This is a genomic window from Streptomyces sp. NPDC085596 (assembly GCF_044541565.1).
Lineage (GTDB): Bacteria > Actinomycetota > Actinomycetes > Streptomycetales > Streptomycetaceae > Streptomyces.
In genome coordinates, this window is the sequence record NZ_JBITTC010000001.1 from 147,235 (window position 1) to 163,334 (window position 16,100).

A 16,100-nucleotide genomic window follows, 5' to 3' on the forward strand; every position below is an offset into this window, starting at 1 on the left:
ATCAGCTGTTTTCCGCCACCACACCGAAGATCGACAACCTGATATGGATCTGTTGTGAACGAAAGGGGGATTTCCTGCGCGTCCGGGCCGCCGTCACTTGACCGATCCGGCCATCACCCCCTGCACGAAGTGCCGTTGGAAGGCGAAGAACACCACCACGGGCACGATCAGCGAGAGGAACGCACCGGGCGCCAGTACGTCGATGTTGCTGCCGAACTGCCGTATCTGCGACTGGAGTTGTACGGTGAGCGGCTGGGCGGAGCTGTCCGCGAAGAGCAGCGCCACCAGCATGTCGTTCCACACCCAGAGGAACTGGAAGATGGCGAGGCTGGCGATGGCCGGGCGGCCGACGGGCAGCACGAGACGGGTGAAGATGCGCCATTCGCCACCACCGTCCATCCGGGCCGCCTCCAGCATCTCCTTGGGCATCTCGGCGAAGTAGTTCCGCAGCAGGAACACCGCGAACGGCAGCCCGTACGCCACATGGAAGAGGACGACCCCGGGGATCGTGCCGAACAGGCCCAGTTGGCCGAAGAGTTTGGCGACCGGCAGCAGGCCGATCTGCACCGGCACCACCAGCAGCGCGACCACCAGCAGGAACAGCGGTTCGCGGCCGGGGAAGTCCAGCCAGGCGAACGCGTAACCGGCGAGGGCGGCGATGACGACGACCAGGACCGTGGTGGGCACCGAGATGAGCACGGTGTTCCAGAACGCCTGGGTCATCCCCGAGTTCTTCAGCAGCGCCGTGTAGTTGTCGAGGGACAGCTGACCGGGGCTGCCCAGCGCGGTCCACCAGCCGCCCTTCGCGGTGTCCGCGGCCGAGCGGAGCGAGGAGAGAAAGAGCCCCGCGAGCGGGGTGAGCCAGGCCAGGCCCACCACCACGAGGAACGCCTGGACCACGGCATTGCCCAGCGAGCGCCGGACCGCGTTCATCGCTGACTCCTTCTGAAACGGCTGACGTTGAGGACCATCGCGGGGATCACCAGCAGCAGGAGCAGCACACCGAGGGCGCTGCCGAGTCCCTGATCGTTGCCGCCACCGAAGGACACCAGCCACATCTGGGTGGCGAGCACGGTGGCGTCCTCCTGCACGGGGCCGGGCGCGATGATGTAGACGAGGTCGAAGACCTTCATCACATTGATCACGAGGGTCACGAAGACGACCGTCAGGACGGGTGCGAGCAGCGGGACCGTGATGCGCCGGAAGACCTGCCACTCGCTGGCGCCGTCCACGCGGGCGGCCTCCAGCACGTCCCTGGGCAGGGTGGACAGGCCGGCGCCGATGAGCACCATGGCGAACCCGGTCCAGATCCACAGGTAGGCGCCGATGATCGCCGGGGTGACCAGGGCCGGGCCGAGCCAGGAGATGCCCTGGTAGGGCGGCGCGAAGTTCGACTCGGGCAGTTTCAGCGTGTACGAGCCGCCGGCGAGTCCGGTGAGCCGGAAGGAGCCGTCGGCGCCGGTGGTGGCGTGGGCGACGGTACGCCCGTCGCGCACGGCCTCGACCTTCATGCCGGGCAGTCCGCGCTCGGCCGGGTCGATCCGGCCCTGCGCTCCTCCCCCGCCGGGGGTGAAGTCCAGGTAGACGACACCGCGCACCTCGCCCGCCGCCCGGCCGGCGGCGCGGGCCGGCCGCGCGCCTTCGGGCAAGTCCCCGGGCAGCACGCCGACCATCGGCAGCGTCACCGTCGCACCCGGCGACACGCTCGCGGCCGTCGTGTACGAGCCGTCGCGGCCGTGGGTCAGTCCCTGCCCGTCGCGGGCCCGTGCGGTGGGGTAGGAGGAGGTGCCGGTGACCGAGTCGTGGGCGAGGACGGCGGCGGCGTTGAGGACGCCCTTGTCCGGGTCCTCGTCGTAGGCGAGCCGGAAGATGATTCCGGCGGCGAGGAAGGAGACGGCCATCGGCATGAACAGCAGCAGCTTGAAGGCGGTGGCCCAGCGGACCTTCTCCACCAGCACGGCCAGGATCAGACCGAGGGCGGTGAGCAGGGCGGGGGCCACGACCACCCAGATGGCGGTGTTGCGGATGGCCTTGAGGGTGGCCGGGTCGTGGACCATCTCGGCGTAGTTGCCGCCGCCGACGAAGCGGGTGCCGGAGGCGTCGAAGAAGCTGCGGCCGACGGAGAACAGCACCGGGTAGACGACGAGCGCGCCGAGCAGGAGCAGGGCGGGCAGCACGAAGAGCAGGGCGACGGCCCGGCCCCGCCGCCGGGCGCGGCGCCGGCGCGCCGGTCCGGCGGCGGACGGAACCGCCCGCTTCTCGACGGGGAGGGTGGCGGTCATGGTGCCGCTCAGCCCTTGTACGCCTTGGCGGCGGCGGACTCCAGCTTCGCCGCGGTGCCCTTGGCGTCGGCCGGGTCGCGCAGGAAGTCCTGGAGCAGCTTCCACTCGCCGGTGCCCTTGGTGCCGCCGAAGGACGCGGGGGCCTGGTCGGACATGTCGAAGCGGACCGAGTCCCCGGCGCCGACCAGGGACTTGGCGGTGGCGCGGGTGACGTCGTCGCCGTAGGAGGCGAGGTCGACGTTCTTGTTCGGGGACAGGAAGCCGCCGGCCTTGGCCCACACGGCCGCCGCCTCGGGGGTGGCGAGGTATTCGAGGAGCTTCATACCGGCCGCGGCGTTCTTGCCGTCCTTGAGGACGACCGCCGCGTCACCGCCGCTGACCACGGGTGCGGTGCCACCGCCGACCGCCGGGAAGGGGAAGAAGTCGGCGTCCTTGCCGATGGTCCGCTGGAACTGGTCGTGGGCGACACCGGCCACGAAGTCACCCTCGTAGACCATGCCGGCCTTGGGCTCGGGCCCGAAGACCTTCTCCACCGAGCCGGGGAAGTCGGTGTTGAGGGCGCCCTTGCTGCCGCCCGCGATCAGCTGCTTGTCCTTGAACAGCTTGCCGAGGGTGGTGAGCGCCCCGACCACGCTGGGGTCGGTCCACTTCAGCTCGTGGGCGGCGAGGGCGTCGTACTTCTCGGGGCCGGCCTGGGAGAGGTAGATGTTCTCGAACCAGTCGGTGAGGGTCCAGCCGTCCTGTCCGGCGACCGCGAAGGCGGCGAGGCCGGAGTCGGAGAGGGTGTGCCCGGCCTTGAGCAGGTCGTCGTAGGTCTTGGGCGGCTTGACGCCCGCCTGGTCGAGGGCGTCGGGGCTGTACCAGACGGTGGACTTGTGGGCGGCCTTGAAGTAGAGGCCGTAGAGGGTGCCGTCGACGCTGCCGTACTTCTTCCACACCGGGGCGTAGCCCGCGTCCACGGACTTCTCGGTGGGGGCGGACAGCGGCTTGAGCCAGCCCTTCTCGGCGAACTGCTTGAGCACGCCGACCTGCGGGACCATCACCACGTCGGGCGCGTTGCCGCCCTCGATCTTGCTGCCGACGACGGTGGAGACGTTGTCGCCGGTGGACATGAACTGGGTCTTCGCCCCGGTCTTGGCGGTGAACGCGTCCAGGACCTTCTGGAAGTTCTGCTGCTCGCTGCCGGACCAGACACCGGCCACCGTGACCGTCTGGCCGTCCAGCGCCTTGTCACCGCCGCCGGCCGATACGGGTTCGCCGCCGCAGGCGGTGGCGCCGAGCGCGAGAGTGAGCGCGGTGCAGCCGGTGAGCAGGGTGGTACGTCGTCGCATCATCGTTGATGTCCCCTTCGGGCCGGTGAGCCACCAGGCAGATCACCGGGTCGCCCAGCGCTGCCTGTTTATGCATGCATGTTAGGTAGGCGTTTCCTGAGGGTGTCAATGAAGAGAACACTGAGCAGCGCCATCTGCGGTGCATAAAAGGGGAGTTGTTCGGACAGCCCGAGTCCGAATGAGATGCTGGCGTTACCCAACAGGTAACTAGCGGTTGGCGATGGCGTCGAGTTCGCGCGCCAGGCGTCGTACCGCCCGGCCGGGTGTCTCGTGGCCCGTCAGCGCGTCGTGGACGACGGCCTGCACCACCAGGCTGACCTGGTCGTAGCGCGGGCTCTTGGGGCGCGGGGCCGCGGTGAGGACGGCGGTGCGCAGCGTCGGCAGATAGGGGAACCGCCGCACGAGCGCGGGGTCCGCGTAGAGCGCGGCGCGTACGGGCGGCAGCGCGCCCTCGGTGAGCACCCGGCGCTGGACGTCCTCGCCGGTGAGGTAGGCGATCAGCCGGGCCGCCGAATCGGGGTGCCGGGCATGGGTGTTGACGGCCAGGTCGGAGCCGCCGAGCACGCTCTTGCCGGGCCCGTGGGGTCCGGGCAGCGGCACGGCGCCGATCTTCCCGGCGACCTTGGAGCCCTGGGCGGAGACGACGGCGTAGGGCCAGTTGCGCAGGAACAGCAGCCGGCCGTCCTGGAAGGCCCGCTTGGACTCCTCTTCCTTGTACGTCAGCGCCTCGCGCGGTATCCAGCCCTCGCGCACTCCCCGGGCAAGGAAGCCGATGCCCTCGCGGGCGGCGGCCGAGTCGACGGTGACCCGGGTGCCCTCGCCGCCGAGGATGCTGCCGCCCGCCGAGTACACGGCCTCGGCCGCGTTCACGGTCAGGCCCTCGTAGGGCAGGAACTGGCCCGCGTATCCGCCGAGTTTGTACTTGGGCGCGATGGTCCGCGCGGCGTGCTCCAGTTCGGCCCAGGTGCGCGGAGGCTGCACGCCCTCCCGGTCCAGGATGTCCTTGCGGTACAGCAGCAGCCCGGCGTTGGTGACGTACGGGACCGCGTACAGCCGTCCCTCGTAGGTGGCGGTGTCCACGACCGGGGGCAGGAAGCTGTCCAGGGGGAAGCGGTCGCGGGGCAGCGGACGTATCCAGCCGGCCGCCGCGAACTCCGAGGTCCAGTTGACGTCGATGTTGAGCACGTCGAAGCGGCCGCGGTCGCCGCCGCGCAGGTCGGTGGCCATCTGGGCGTGGGTCTCGTCGGCGGAGTCGGGGAGTTCGACGAGGGTGACGCGCTCGGCGGGGTGGGTGCGGTTCCAGCCTTCGAGGAGCGGGCCGAGATAGCCGGTCAGATCGCCCGCGGTGGCCAGGGTGAGCGGGCCCCGGCCGCCCCCGCCGCCTACCTCCGCGCGGGCACCGGAGGACACACATCCGGTCAGCACCACGGCGAGAACCAGGAGCCCCCTACCAGCGGCGCGCTTCCACCGCATAGGTTCCTCCCTGTGCACCCGCCACGGGCATCCTCGCCCGGAGACAGAGGCCATGTATACCCGTTAGGTATGCGCGATACTAGGGGGCTGGAGCACATTTGAGCGGACAGGAGGTCAGCACGCGTGCGCCTGCCTCTGCTGGCACTCCTGGCCCGCGGCCCCGCCCACGGCTACGAGCTGAAACAGGACCTTGAGCAACTGCTGGGCTCCGCGTACCCTCAGCCGAACGTCGGCCAGATCTACGTCACCCTCGGCCGTCTGGAGAAGTCCGGACTGATCGAGGGCGAGGACGTCGAACAGTCCGGCCGGCCCAACAAGAAGGTCTACCACCTCACCGATGCCGGGCGGGAGGCGCTGCACGCCTGGTTCGAGGAGACCGAGGCCGAACCACGGGTGCGGGACGAGTTCTTCATGAAGCTCGCCGTCGCCCCGCGGACCGGCCTCGCCGACCAGATCGCCCTCATCAACAGGCAGCGGCGCCAGTACCTCAACACCATGCGCGAACTGTCGCGGCTGGCCGCCGCCGAGGACCGGGACAACCGCGTCGCCCACCTGCTCATCGAGGGGGCGATGCTGCATCTGCAAGCCGACCTCGACTGGCTGGAGCGGTGCCAGGAGGAACTGGAGGACCTGCCGTGAGCGAGCACCGTCCTCCCCTGCTGCGTGCCGAGGGCCTGGTGAAGACCCATCACGGCGAGGGCGCCCCGGCGCACGCCGTGCGCGGGGTCGATCTGACCGTGGCGCGCGGCGAGTTCGTGGCGATCACCGGCCCGTCCGGGGCCGGCAAGTCCACGCTGCTGCATCTGCTCGGCGGTCTCCAGCGACCCGACGCGGGCAGCATCTGGCTCGACGGCCGCCGCACCGACGCCTTCGGCGAGGCGCGCTGGGCCGTGGAGCGGCGCAAGGCGATCGGGATCGTCTTCCAGTTCTTCAACCTCGTCTCCAGCCTGTCGGTCGCGGACAACGTCGAACTCCCCGCCCTGCTCGCCGGAGTGCCCCCGAAGCGGGCCCGCGCCGAACGGGCCGGTCTGCTCGCCGAACTGGGCCTCACCGGCAAGGAGCGCGCGATGCCGGGCGAGCTGTCCGGCGGCGAACAGCAGCGCGTCGCCCTCGCCCGCGCCCTGGTCAACCACCCCCCGCTACTGCTGGCCGACGAGCCCGCGGGCAGCCTGGACAGCAAGGGCACCCGCGAGGTGACCCGGCTGCTGTCCCGCTTCCACGCGCGCGGCCAGAGCATCGTCCTGGTCACCCATGACGCCCGGCTGGCGAGCGCCGCCGACCGCGTGATCAGCTTCTTCGACGGCCGCGTGGCCGACGACGCCGCCCTGGACGCCGCCCCCGCCCGCAGGCCGGGCACCTCGGGCGTGCTGGAGCTGAGGGACTGATCACGGTGTACGACCGCCCCGCCCGCCCGTCCGGCACAAGGAGCTGACCCGGTGCGTGCCACCCTGCGCCGGGCCTCCTCCGATCTGCGCGCCCACCGGGGCGAGGCGCTGTTCCTGACGCTCGCCACGGCGGGCATCGTCGCCTCCCTGCTGCTGGCCGCCGCGCTGTTCGGCTACGCCACCAACCCCTGGCAGCGCGTCTTCACCCAGGCCCACGGCGCCCATGTCTGGCTGCACACCGCCCCCGCCGCCGACGCCGGACGGCTGTCCCGGCTCGACGGGGTCCGCTCGGTCGCCGGTCCCTACGCCGCCGAGTCCGCGACCGTCGTCTGCCGGGGCACCCGTGCCGCCGTGGAGCTGCGCGCCACCCCGCGCCCACCCTCGGTGGGGCGGCCCCTGCTCACCGCCGGGCACTGGCTCGACCCGGCCCGGCCGGACGGTGTGGTGCTGGAGAGCAGCCTGGCCCGCGCCCTGCTGGCCGAGCCCGGCGACACCCTCCGGCTGCCCGGCACCGCCCGCGCGCTGAGTGTCGAGGGCGTCGCCGACAGCGCCGAGCCCCGCTACAGCGCGGGTGAACAGCCGGGCCTGGTCTGGGCGTTGCCGTCCGCCGTACGCGCCCCCGACGCCCTGGTGACCGGGCTGCGCCTGACCGACCCGGAGGACACCGACTACACGGTGCAGCGCGCGGTGACCGTGCTGGGCGCGGGCGCGGTCGGCCAGGTGTCGACCTGGCAGCAGGCGCGGGCCGAGGCGCAGGGCGACAACCGGCTGCTGGGCCAGGTGCTGGGCCTGTTCGGGCTCGGCGCGCTGGCCGCCGCCGGGTTCGCGGTGCACGGCGCGATCGGCACCCGCGTCCGGGGCCAGCTGCGGGACATCTCGGTACTGAAGGCGATCGGCTTCACCCCCGCCCAGGTCGTGCTGGTCTTCCTGCTCCAGCATCTGGCGTACGCGGTGCTCGGCGCGCTGGCCGCCGCCGCGCTGATGGAGGGGCTGGGCACGAGCGTGCCGGGGCGGCTCGGGGACGCGGTCGGCGTGTGGCAGGGGCTGCCCGGACACACGGTGACACTGTGCGCGGTACCGGTGGGCACGGTGCTGTTCATCGGCCTGACGACGGGGCTTGCGGCCTGGCGGGCGGGCCGGGTGCCGCCGGTGCCGGTCCCCCGTCCGGCCGGTCCGGCGGGCCGGGGGCTGAGCGGGGCGGCCCGGTGGGCGCTGGGGCTGCGGCTGCCGGCCGCGCTGGTCCTGGGCTGCCACCGGGCGGTCGCCGGGCGCGGCCGGTCACTGGCGGCACTGGCCCGGCTGACGCTTCCGCTGCTGCTGATGGTGGTGGCGCTGAGCGCCTGGACCACCATCGACCGGTTCCACAGCAGCCCGCAGCGGGTGGGGCTGCCCGCCGCGCTCTCGGCCCGCGCCGACGACGACATGACCGACCGGGAGGTACGGGGCCTGCTCGCGGCCGACCCCCGGATCGCGGAGGCGTATCCGGGGGTGGAGCTGGCCGCGCTGGTACCGGGCCAGACCGGGACCATCGCCCTGCGGGGTCTGGGCAGCCGCGCCCAGCCGTACCCGTACACCCTGGCCGAGGGCCGGGCCGCGCGCGGGCCGGACGAGGCGGTGGCGGGCCAGGGCCTGCTGGATCTGCTGCATGTGCGGGTGGGCGACTGGGTGCGGATGACGGTGGGCGAGCGGCCGCAGATCCTGCACGTCGTCGGCCGCGCCATCGAACCGCAGAACGGCGGCCGGGTGGTGACGACCTCGCTGGACACCCTGCGCGAGAACGACCCCGGCCTCTCCCCCGCCTTCTACCAGCTGCGGCTGCGCCCCGGCGCCGACCCCGGCCTGGTCGCCGCCCAGCTCGCCACGGCGAGCGGCGGCCATCTGGACACGCACGCCCTGACGAACCCGGCCGACGGGCTGTCCCCGCTGCGCGCGGTGGTCGCCGGGCTGATCGCCGTGCTCGGCCTGATCGGCCTGGTGGAACTGCTCACCGCCATCGGCGGGAGCGTCCGCGAGGGCGAGCGGGACGTGCTGGCCCTGCGGGCGATCGGCATGTCCCCGCGTCAGATCACCGCGATCACGGTCACCGCCACCAGCGGTACGGCACTGGCGGCGGTGGTCCTGGCCATGGCACTGGGGCTGCCGCTGGCCCGCCGGCTGATCGACGCGCAGGGCAGCTCCAGCGGCATCGGTGCCGGCATCGCCCAGGTACCGGCTTCGGGGCCCCTGTTCCTGCTCGGCGCGGGCGCGGTGCTGGGCGCCGCCGCGCTGGCCGCGCTGCCCGCCGCCCGATCGGCCCGCAGACGGACGGCGGACACGGCGAGCGCGGTGGCCTGAGCCGGCCGCGCCCGCCCGAGGCCGGTCAGCCGCCCATCTCCCGGTACTCGGCGACCAGCGCCCGGGTCGACGGGTCGAGGCCGGGGACGTCGGCGCCTTCGGTGAGGGCGGGTTCGATGCGCTTGGCGAGCACCTTGCCCAGCTCGACGCCCCACTGGTCGAAGGAGTCGATGTTCCAGACGGCGCCCTGTACGAACACCTTGTGCTCGTAGAGCGCGATCAACTGGCCCAGCACGGACGGGGTCAGCTCGGGCGCCAGGATGGTGGTCGTCGGCCGGCCGCCCTGGAAGGTCTTGTGCGGGACCAGCTCCTCCGGCACCCCCTCCTCGCGGACCTCCTCCTCGGTCTTGCCGAAGGCGAGGGCCTGGGTCTGGGCGAAGAAGTTGGCCATCAACAGGTCGTGCTGGGCCTTGAGTTCGTCACTCAGCTCGTCCACGGGACGGGCGAAGCCGATGAAGTCGGCCGGGATGAGCTTGGTGCCCTGATGGATCAACTGGTAGTAGGCGTGCTGCCCGTTGGTGCCGGGCGTACCCCACACCACCGGTCCGGTCTGCCACTCCACCGGAGTGCCGTCGCGCTGCACGGACTTGCCGTTGGACTCCATGTCCAGCTGCTGCAAGTACGCCGTGAACTTCGACAGATAGTGGCTGTACGGAAGAACCGCGTGCGACTGCGCGTCGAAGAAGTTCCCGTACCAGATCCCCAACAGACCCAGCAGCAGCGGGGCGTTGGACTCGGCCGGGGCGGTGCGGAAGTGCTCGTCCACGGTGTGGAAACCGTCCAGCAGCTCCCGGAACCGGTCCGCACCGATGGCGATCATCAACGACAGGCCGATCGCCGAGTCGAAGGAGTACCGGCCGCCGACCCAGTCCCAGAACTCGAACATGTTGTCCACGTCGATACCGAACCCGGCGACCTTCTCCGCGTTCGTCGACAGCGCCACGAAATGCTTCGCCACGGCCTTGTCGTCACCGAGCGCGTCCAGCAGCCACTTACGGGCCGACGTCGCGTTCGTGATCGTCTCGATCGTCGTGAACGTCTTCGACGCCACGATGAACAACGTCTCCGCCGGGTCCAGATCCCGGATCGCCTCATGGAGATCCGCGCCGTCCACGTTCGACACGAACCGGACCGTCAGATCGCGGTCGGTGAAGGGGCGCAGGGCCTCGAACGCCATCGCGGGACCGAGGTCGGAACCGCCGATACCGATATTGACGATGTTCCGGATGCGCTTGCCGGTGTGACCCGTCCACTCACCCGAACGGACCCGCTCGGCGAAACCGGCCATCCTGTCCAGCACCGCGTGCACGGCCGGGACCACGTTCTCCCCGTCGACCTCGATGACCGCGTCCCGAGGCGCGCGCAGCGCGGTGTGCAGCACCGCCCGGTCCTCGGTCGTGTTGATCCGCTCACCCCGGAACATCGCGTCCCGCTGCCCGAACACATCGGTGGCGAAGGCCAGTTCGCGCAGCAGCCGCAGCGCCTCGTCGTCCACGAGCTGCTTGCTGTAGTCGATGTAGAGGTCCCCGACCCGGACCGTGTACGTCCGCCCGCGCTCCGGATCGGCGGCGAACAGCTCACGCAGGCTCGTCCCGTCGAATCCCTCGCGGTGCTCCTTGAGAGCGGCCCACTCGGGCGTCCGGTTCAGTGCTGTACGGCCTTCTGCGTTCATCTCCGGCTTCCGCCTTCCTCTCCGCGCCTGTCCTGCCGCGTGTGCCCAGTGCTGTGCCCACTGCGTGTGCCCACTGCGGAACCAACCTAATTGATCACCCGGAGGACGGGCCGGTGGTGACACCGCCCCGCTTCTCGCACTCGGATACGTCCGCCGAGCGCGCCGGTATCAGTGTGAGCACCGCCAGCGCGAAGAGAGCGGCCGTGAACAGGGCGGGGGCGTTGAGGCCGAGGGAGCCGGCGGCGACCCCGCCGAGCAGGGCGCCGAGCGGGGCACCACCGGTCGAGGCGGTGCGGAAGGCGGCCGAGATACGGCCGGTCATGGCGGTGGGGGCGCGCTGCTGCATCAGCGTCACCTGGTTGACGTTCCACACCATGCCCATCGCGCCGAGCAGCAGCATCCCGACGATGAGCGCGGCCAACTCCCGGACGGAGCCCAGCAGGAGCAGCGCGCCGGTCTGCACGGCGCCGCCCAGCAGCAGGGCCCGGACCCGGCCGAGCCGGCGCGCCATCCGCTGGGCGAGGAAGCCTCCGGCGATGCTGCCGGCCGAGTAGGCGGTCATGGCGGCCGCGTATCCGGTGTTGCCCGCGTGCAGCCAGCCGGTGACCTGCAGGACGAGGGTGGCGATCAGGGCGCCCATACCGATGTTGCACAGCAGGGTGGCCCCGCAGATGGCGCGGAGCGCCCGGTCCCGCCACAGGGCACGCAGGCCGTCGCCCATGTCGGCACGCAGGGTGGCGCCGGGCGGACGCGGTGCGCGGGCCGGCGTCCCGACGCGCAGGGAGGCCACGAGGGCGGCGCCCAGCAGGTAGGTGACGGCGTCCGCCGCGTAGGGCAGGAACGCCCCGGCCGTCAGCAGCAGCGGCACGAGAGGTCCGGCGAGCAGGCCACCGGCGAGCTGCTGACCGGTCATCAGGCGGGCGTTGGCGCTGCCCAGGGACTCCGGCCGGACCACGGAGGGCAGCAGGGCGGTGGCGGCGTTGTCGAACAGGGTCTGGAGTGTGGTGAGGGAGAAGGCGAGGGCGATCAGCAGCGGGATCGAGGCGTGTCCCAGGGCCACCGCGAGGGCGAACGCGGCGACGAGCAGCCCACGCGCCACGTCCACGCCCCACATCGCGCGCCGCTGGTCCACGCGGTCGGCCAGGGCGCCGCCCAGCAGTCCGAACAGCAGCCAGGGCACATACCCGCAGGCGGTCACGGCGGCGATGGCCAGCGGGTCGTCGGTGAGCCGCACGGCGAGCAGGGGCAGCGCGGCCGTGCGTAACGCGTCGCCGAAGCGGGAGAGCACGGCGGCGCTCCACAGCCGCCCGAATCCCCCGCGCCAGGCGGGTGTTGTCGCGGGCACCGCCTGAGCCGACTGAGCCGTCGTCATGTCCGTTCCCCCTGAGTCGCAGTGACCTCGTTCACGGTAGGGGGCACCACTGACAACGGGGGTCGGGCTGGGGACGGGACAGCTCCGGCCGGACACCCCCTCGGGTCCCGGCCGGTGTCAACTCCTAGATCTCGCCCCGCAGTTTGGCGAGCGCCTCGGCGAGGATCGCCTCGCCGTCCGCGTCGCTGCGCCGCTCTCGCACATAGGCGAGGTGCGTCTTGTAGGGCTCGGTGCGCGGCGGGGCCGGCGGGTTGTCCCGGTCCTGACCGGCCGGGAAGCCGCAGCGCGGGCAGTCCCAGGTGTCGGGGACCTGCGCGTCGCTGGCGAAGCTCGGCTGGGTCTCGTGCCCGTTGGAGCACCAGAAGGAGATGCGCAGACGCGGGGCGGACTCGCCACGCTCGGCCTCGCCCATCGGCCCCGCACCGACCCGGCTTCCCCGGATCGCGTTGCCACTTGCCACGGTCGTAACTCCCTGCGTGATGGTGCCGCGAAGCAGGTCGGCCTATCGCTTCGCCGCGAGCGCCTCAGTCTACGTAAGGCCCAACGCGCGTCCAGTGATGGGAGGTACCGCCCCCGCCCAGACGCAAGCCCCATGATAGGCCGCGCTCGTGAGCGCGTACCGAACATGGGGCTTTACGTGTGGAATGTATGCACTTGTGGGGTGTGCGGGGCGCCGCGGCTGTTACGCGTGCCCCGCCCGGCCTCGGCTTCGGTCAGCCGCTCGACTTCATGAGCAGGCCGAGCACGATGATGGAGGCGAACCAGAGCGCGGCGATCACGACCGTGATGCGGTCGAGGTTGCGCTCGGCGACCGAGGAGCCGCCCACGGAGGACTGCATGCCACCACCGAACATGTCGGAGAGGCCGCCGCCCTTCCCCTTGTGCATCAGCACCAGCAGCATCAGCAGCAGGCTGAAGACGATCAGGGCGATCGAGAACCCCAAAACCACGGCTGGACCAACTTCCTCGGATTCGGACGGACGGATTCGGATGGACGACGGGGGCACGACACCATGGCCATGCCCCCGCAAGAGTACGACGTATCGCCGCTACCGCCTACTCGCGGCCCTCATCACTGATCGCGGAACCGAACGATCTTGACGAACTCGTCCGTGTCCAGCGACGCGCCGCCCACCAGGGCGCCGTCGATGTCCGGCTTGGCCATGATCTCGGCGACGTTGCCGGACTTCACGGAGCCGCCGTACTGGATGCGGATCTTGTCGGCGATGTCCTGGGTGTACAGCTCGGCGAGCTTGCCCCGGATCGCGCCGCAGACCTCCTGCGCGTCCTCGGAGCCGCAGACCTTGCCGGTGCCGATGGCCCACACGGGCTCGTAGGCGATCACGACGGTCTCGGCCTGCTCGGCCGGGACGTCCTTCAGGCCGCCCTCGACCTGGGCGAGGGTGTGGGCGACGTGGTCGCCGGCCTCGCGGACGTCCAGCTCCTCGCCGACGCACAGGATCGGGGTGAGGCCGTTCTTGAAGGCGGCCTTGACCTTCGCGTTCACCACGTCGTCCGTCTCGTGGTGGTACTGGCGGCGCTCGGAGTGGCCGGCGAGCACGTAGGAGCACTTCAGCTTGGCCAGCATCGGGCCGGAGATCTCGCCGGTGTAGGCGCCGGAGTCGTGCTGGGAGATGTCCTGGGCGCCGTACTTGATCTTGAGCTTGTCGCCGTCGACCAGGGTCTGCACGGAGCGCAGGTCGGTGAAGGGCGGCAGGACGGCGACCTCGACGGCCTCGTAGTCCTTGTCGGCCAGGGCGAAGGCGAGCTTCTGGACGTGCGCGATGGCCTCGAGGTGGTTGAGGTTCATCTTCCAGTTACCCGCCATGATCGGCGTGCGAGTGGTCATGCGGGGTCAGTCCTCCAGTGCGGCGAGACCGGGGAGCGTCTTGCCCTCGAGGTATTCGAGGGAGGCGCCGCCGCCGGTCGAGATGTGGCCGAATGCGTTCTCGTCGAAGCCGAGCGTACGCACGGCGGCGGCGGAGTCACCGCCGCCGACGACGCTGAAGCCGTCGGAGTCGACGAGGGCCTGGGCGACCGCCTTGGTGCCCTCGGCGTAGTCGGGGTGCTCGAAGACGCCCATCGGACCGTTCCAGAAGACGGTCTCGGCGTCACCGAGCTTCGAGGCGTACAGCTCGCGGGTCTTCGGGCCGATGTCCAGGCCCTCCTGGTCGGCGGGGATCTTGTCCGCGTCGACCACGGTGTGCCGGGAGGGGGCCTTGGTCTTCAGGTCCGGGAACTCCGGGGAGACCAGGACGTCGACGGGCAGGACCAGCTCCACGCCGCTCTTCTCGGCGCGCTCCATGTACTCCTCGACGACCGGGATCTGGTCCTCCTGGAGAAGGGAGATGCCGACCTCGTGGCCCTTGGCCTTGAGGAAGGTGTAGGCCATGCCGCCGCCGATGAGCAGCCGGTCGGCCTTGCCGAGGAGTTCGTCGATGACGGCGAGCTTGTCGGAGACCTTGGCGCCGCCGAGGACGACGACGTAGGGGCGCTTGACGTCGTCGGTGAGCTTCTTCAGGACGCCGACCTCGCGGGCGATCAGGTAGCCGGCGTAGTGCGGCAGCCGGGCCGGGAGGTCGTAGACCGAGGCGTGCTTGCGGTGCACGGCGCCGAAGCCGTCGCCCACGTACACATCGGCGAGGGCGGCCAGCTGGTCGGCGAACTCGCCGCGCTCGGCGTCGTCCTTGGAGGTCTCGCCGGGGTTGAAGCGCAGGTTCTCGATGACCGCGACCTGGCCGGGCTCCAGGCCGTCGACGGCGGCGTGGGCGGCGGGGCCGACGGTGTCCTGGGCGAAGGCGACCGGGGCACCGAGGAGTTCGGCGAGGCGCTCGGCGACGGGGAGCAGCGAGTAGGCCGGGTCCGGGGCACCCTTGGGGCGGCCCAGGTGGGAGGCGACGACCACCTCGGCGCCCGCGTCCGCGAGGGCCTTGATGGTGGGCAGGACGGCACGGATACGTCCGTCGTCGGTGATGGTCCCGTCGGCCAGCGGCACGTTGAGGTCGGCGCGGACGAAGACCCGCTTGCCGCTCACGCCGTCGGCGAGAAGTTCGTCGATCGTCTTCATTGAGTGGACTCCTGAGGAGGGCTCGTGGTGCCCCTGATCGTAAGAGGGCGTGGTCCGTGCGTGAGACAGGGCCCGGACAGCGCGGCCGTGCGCTGCCCGAGCCCTGCTCTCACTTCGAGGTCCTGCTGTGTCGGATCAGAGCTGCTCGCCGACGAAGGACGTCAGGTCCACGAGGCGGTTGGAGTAGCCCCACTCGTTGTCGTACCAGCCGAGGATCTTCACCGTGTTGCCGTCCTGGACCATGGTCAGGGACGAGTCGAAGGTGCAGGAGGCCGGGTCGCCGACGATGTCGGAGGAGACGATCTCGTCCTCGGTGTAGGAGAGGAAGCCCTTCAGGGAGCCGTCCTCGGACGCCTTCTTGAACGCGGCGTTGACCTCGTCCTTGGTGACCTCGCGCTGGAGTTCCACGACCAGGTCGGTGGCCGAGCCGGTCGGGACCGGGACGCGCATCGCGATGCCGTCCAGCTTGCCCTTGAGCTGCGGCAGGACCAGCGCGGTGGCCTTGGCGGCACCGGTGGTGGTCGGGATGATGTTCTCGGCGGCGGCACGGGCGCGGCGCAGGTCCTTGTGCGGGAAGTCAAGGATGCGCTGGTCGTTGGTGTACGCGTGCACCGTGGTCATCAGACCGCTGACGATGCCGAAGTTCTCGTCCAGCACCTTCGCCATCGGCGCCACACAGTTGGTGGTGCACGAGGCGTTGGAGATGACGTGGTCCTTCGCCGGGTCGTACTTGTCCTGGTTGACGCCCATGACGATGGTGATGTCCTCGTCCTTGGCCGGAGCCGAGATGAGGACCTTCTTGGCGCCGCCGGCCAGGTGCTTGGCGGCGTCGTCGCGCTTGGTGAAGATGCCGGTCGACTCGATGACGATGTCGACGCCCAGCTCGCCCCACGGGATGTCCGCGGGGTTGCGCTCGGAGAGCACCTTGATGGTGTGACCGTCGACCGTGATGGTGTCGTCGGTGTGGGTGACCTCGGCCTTGAGGCGGCCCAGGATGGTGTCGTACTTGAGCAGGTGCGCCGTGGTCGCGGTGTCACCCAGGTCGTTGACAGCCACAACCTCGATGTCCGCACCCTGCTCCAGCAGTGCGCGGAAGTAGTTACGCCCGATGCGGCCGAAGCCGTTGATGCCTACGCGGATCGTCACGAACCGATCTCCTCGTGGTACGCCGGCTATGCGGTGCC

The 16,100-nt window shown here is 71.0% G+C and carries 14 protein-coding genes; 3 read left to right on the forward strand and 11 right to left on the reverse strand.

All coding sequences use genetic code 11. From position 1 onward, the window contains the following. Positions 1-93 precede the first annotated feature (93 nt). The 4 genes from ACIGA3_RS00725 to ACIGA3_RS00740 form a co-directional block, all read right to left on the reverse strand. Positions 94-933 carry a carbohydrate ABC transporter permease gene (locus ACIGA3_RS00725; protein ID WP_399708739.1) on the reverse strand — a complete coding sequence of 280 codons (840 nt, stop codon included), beginning with the start codon at positions 931-933 and terminating at the stop codon, positions 94-96. After that, the gene (locus tag ACIGA3_RS00730; protein ID WP_399708742.1) at positions 930-2,282 is read right to left on the reverse strand and encodes an ABC transporter permease subunit; all 1,353 of its coding nucleotides are present in this window, start codon (positions 2,280-2,282) and stop codon (positions 930-932) included. The genes ACIGA3_RS00725 and ACIGA3_RS00730 overlap by 4 nt, the downstream gene beginning before the upstream one ends. A gap of 8 nt (positions 2,283-2,290) precedes the next feature. After that, positions 2,291-3,616: an ABC transporter substrate-binding protein gene (locus ACIGA3_RS00735; protein WP_399708745.1), complete on the reverse strand. Its 1,326-nt coding sequence runs from the start codon at positions 3,614-3,616 to the stop codon at positions 2,291-2,293. A gap of 204 nt (positions 3,617-3,820) precedes the next feature. Then, positions 3,821-5,086 (reverse strand): ABC transporter substrate-binding protein, encoded by a 1,266-nt coding sequence (locus ACIGA3_RS00740; RefSeq protein ID WP_399708748.1) that lies wholly within the window; start codon positions 5,084-5,086, stop codon positions 3,821-3,823. Between the two features lie 123 nt (positions 5,087-5,209). Between ACIGA3_RS00740 and ACIGA3_RS00745 the strand changes: the two genes are divergently transcribed. From ACIGA3_RS00745 to ACIGA3_RS00755, 3 genes are read left to right on the forward strand one after another with little or no spacing between them, the layout of a single operon-like run. After that, positions 5,210-5,725, forward strand: coding sequence for a PadR family transcriptional regulator (locus ACIGA3_RS00745; protein WP_399708751.1), 516 nt, complete (start codon positions 5,210-5,212; stop codon positions 5,723-5,725). Continuing rightward, on the forward strand, positions 5,722-6,471 hold the full coding sequence (locus ACIGA3_RS00750) for an ABC transporter ATP-binding protein (protein WP_399708754.1): 750 nt from the start codon (positions 5,722-5,724) through the stop codon (positions 6,469-6,471). The genes ACIGA3_RS00745 and ACIGA3_RS00750 overlap by 4 nt, the downstream gene beginning before the upstream one ends. A 51-nt stretch (positions 6,472-6,522) precedes the next feature. Continuing rightward, positions 6,523-8,805: an FtsX-like permease family protein gene (locus ACIGA3_RS00755; RefSeq protein ID WP_399708757.1), complete on the forward strand. Its 2,283-nt coding sequence runs from the start codon at positions 6,523-6,525 to the stop codon at positions 8,803-8,805. Between the two features lie 25 nt (positions 8,806-8,830). On the opposite strand, the gene pgi is transcribed toward ACIGA3_RS00755, so the two are convergent. From pgi to gap, 7 genes are all read right to left on the reverse strand, one after another. Beyond that, complete coding sequence (gene pgi, locus ACIGA3_RS00760; RefSeq protein ID WP_399708760.1) at positions 8,831-10,477, reverse strand: glucose-6-phosphate isomerase; 1,647 nt, start codon at positions 10,475-10,477, stop codon at positions 8,831-8,833. A 94-nt stretch (positions 10,478-10,571) separates the two neighbouring features. Beyond that, positions 10,572-11,849 (reverse strand): MFS transporter, encoded by a 1,278-nt coding sequence (locus ACIGA3_RS00765; protein ID WP_399708763.1) that lies wholly within the window; start codon positions 11,847-11,849, stop codon positions 10,572-10,574. 124 nt (positions 11,850-11,973) lie between these two features. Beyond that, complete coding sequence (locus ACIGA3_RS00770; RefSeq protein WP_010352468.1) at positions 11,974-12,309, reverse strand: RNA polymerase-binding protein RbpA; 336 nt, start codon at positions 12,307-12,309, stop codon at positions 11,974-11,976. Positions 12,310-12,562: 253 nt separating this feature from the next. Next, complete coding sequence (gene secG / locus ACIGA3_RS00775; RefSeq protein ID WP_393597368.1) at positions 12,563-12,799, reverse strand: preprotein translocase subunit SecG; 237 nt, start codon at positions 12,797-12,799, stop codon at positions 12,563-12,565. 122 nt (positions 12,800-12,921) lie between these two features. Then, the gene (gene tpiA / locus ACIGA3_RS00780) at positions 12,922-13,698 is read right to left on the reverse strand and encodes a triose-phosphate isomerase (RefSeq protein ID WP_399708767.1); all 777 of its coding nucleotides are present in this window, start codon (positions 13,696-13,698) and stop codon (positions 12,922-12,924) included. 6 nt (positions 13,699-13,704) lie between these two features. Continuing rightward, the gene (locus ACIGA3_RS00785; RefSeq protein ID WP_399708770.1) at positions 13,705-14,916 is read right to left on the reverse strand and encodes a phosphoglycerate kinase; all 1,212 of its coding nucleotides are present in this window, start codon (positions 14,914-14,916) and stop codon (positions 13,705-13,707) included. Positions 14,917-15,051: 135 nt separating this feature from the next. After that, positions 15,052-16,062 carry a type I glyceraldehyde-3-phosphate dehydrogenase gene (gene gap, locus ACIGA3_RS00790; protein ID WP_399708773.1) on the reverse strand — a complete coding sequence of 337 codons (1,011 nt, stop codon included), beginning with the start codon at positions 16,060-16,062 and terminating at the stop codon, positions 15,052-15,054. Positions 16,063-16,100 lie beyond the last annotated feature (38 nt).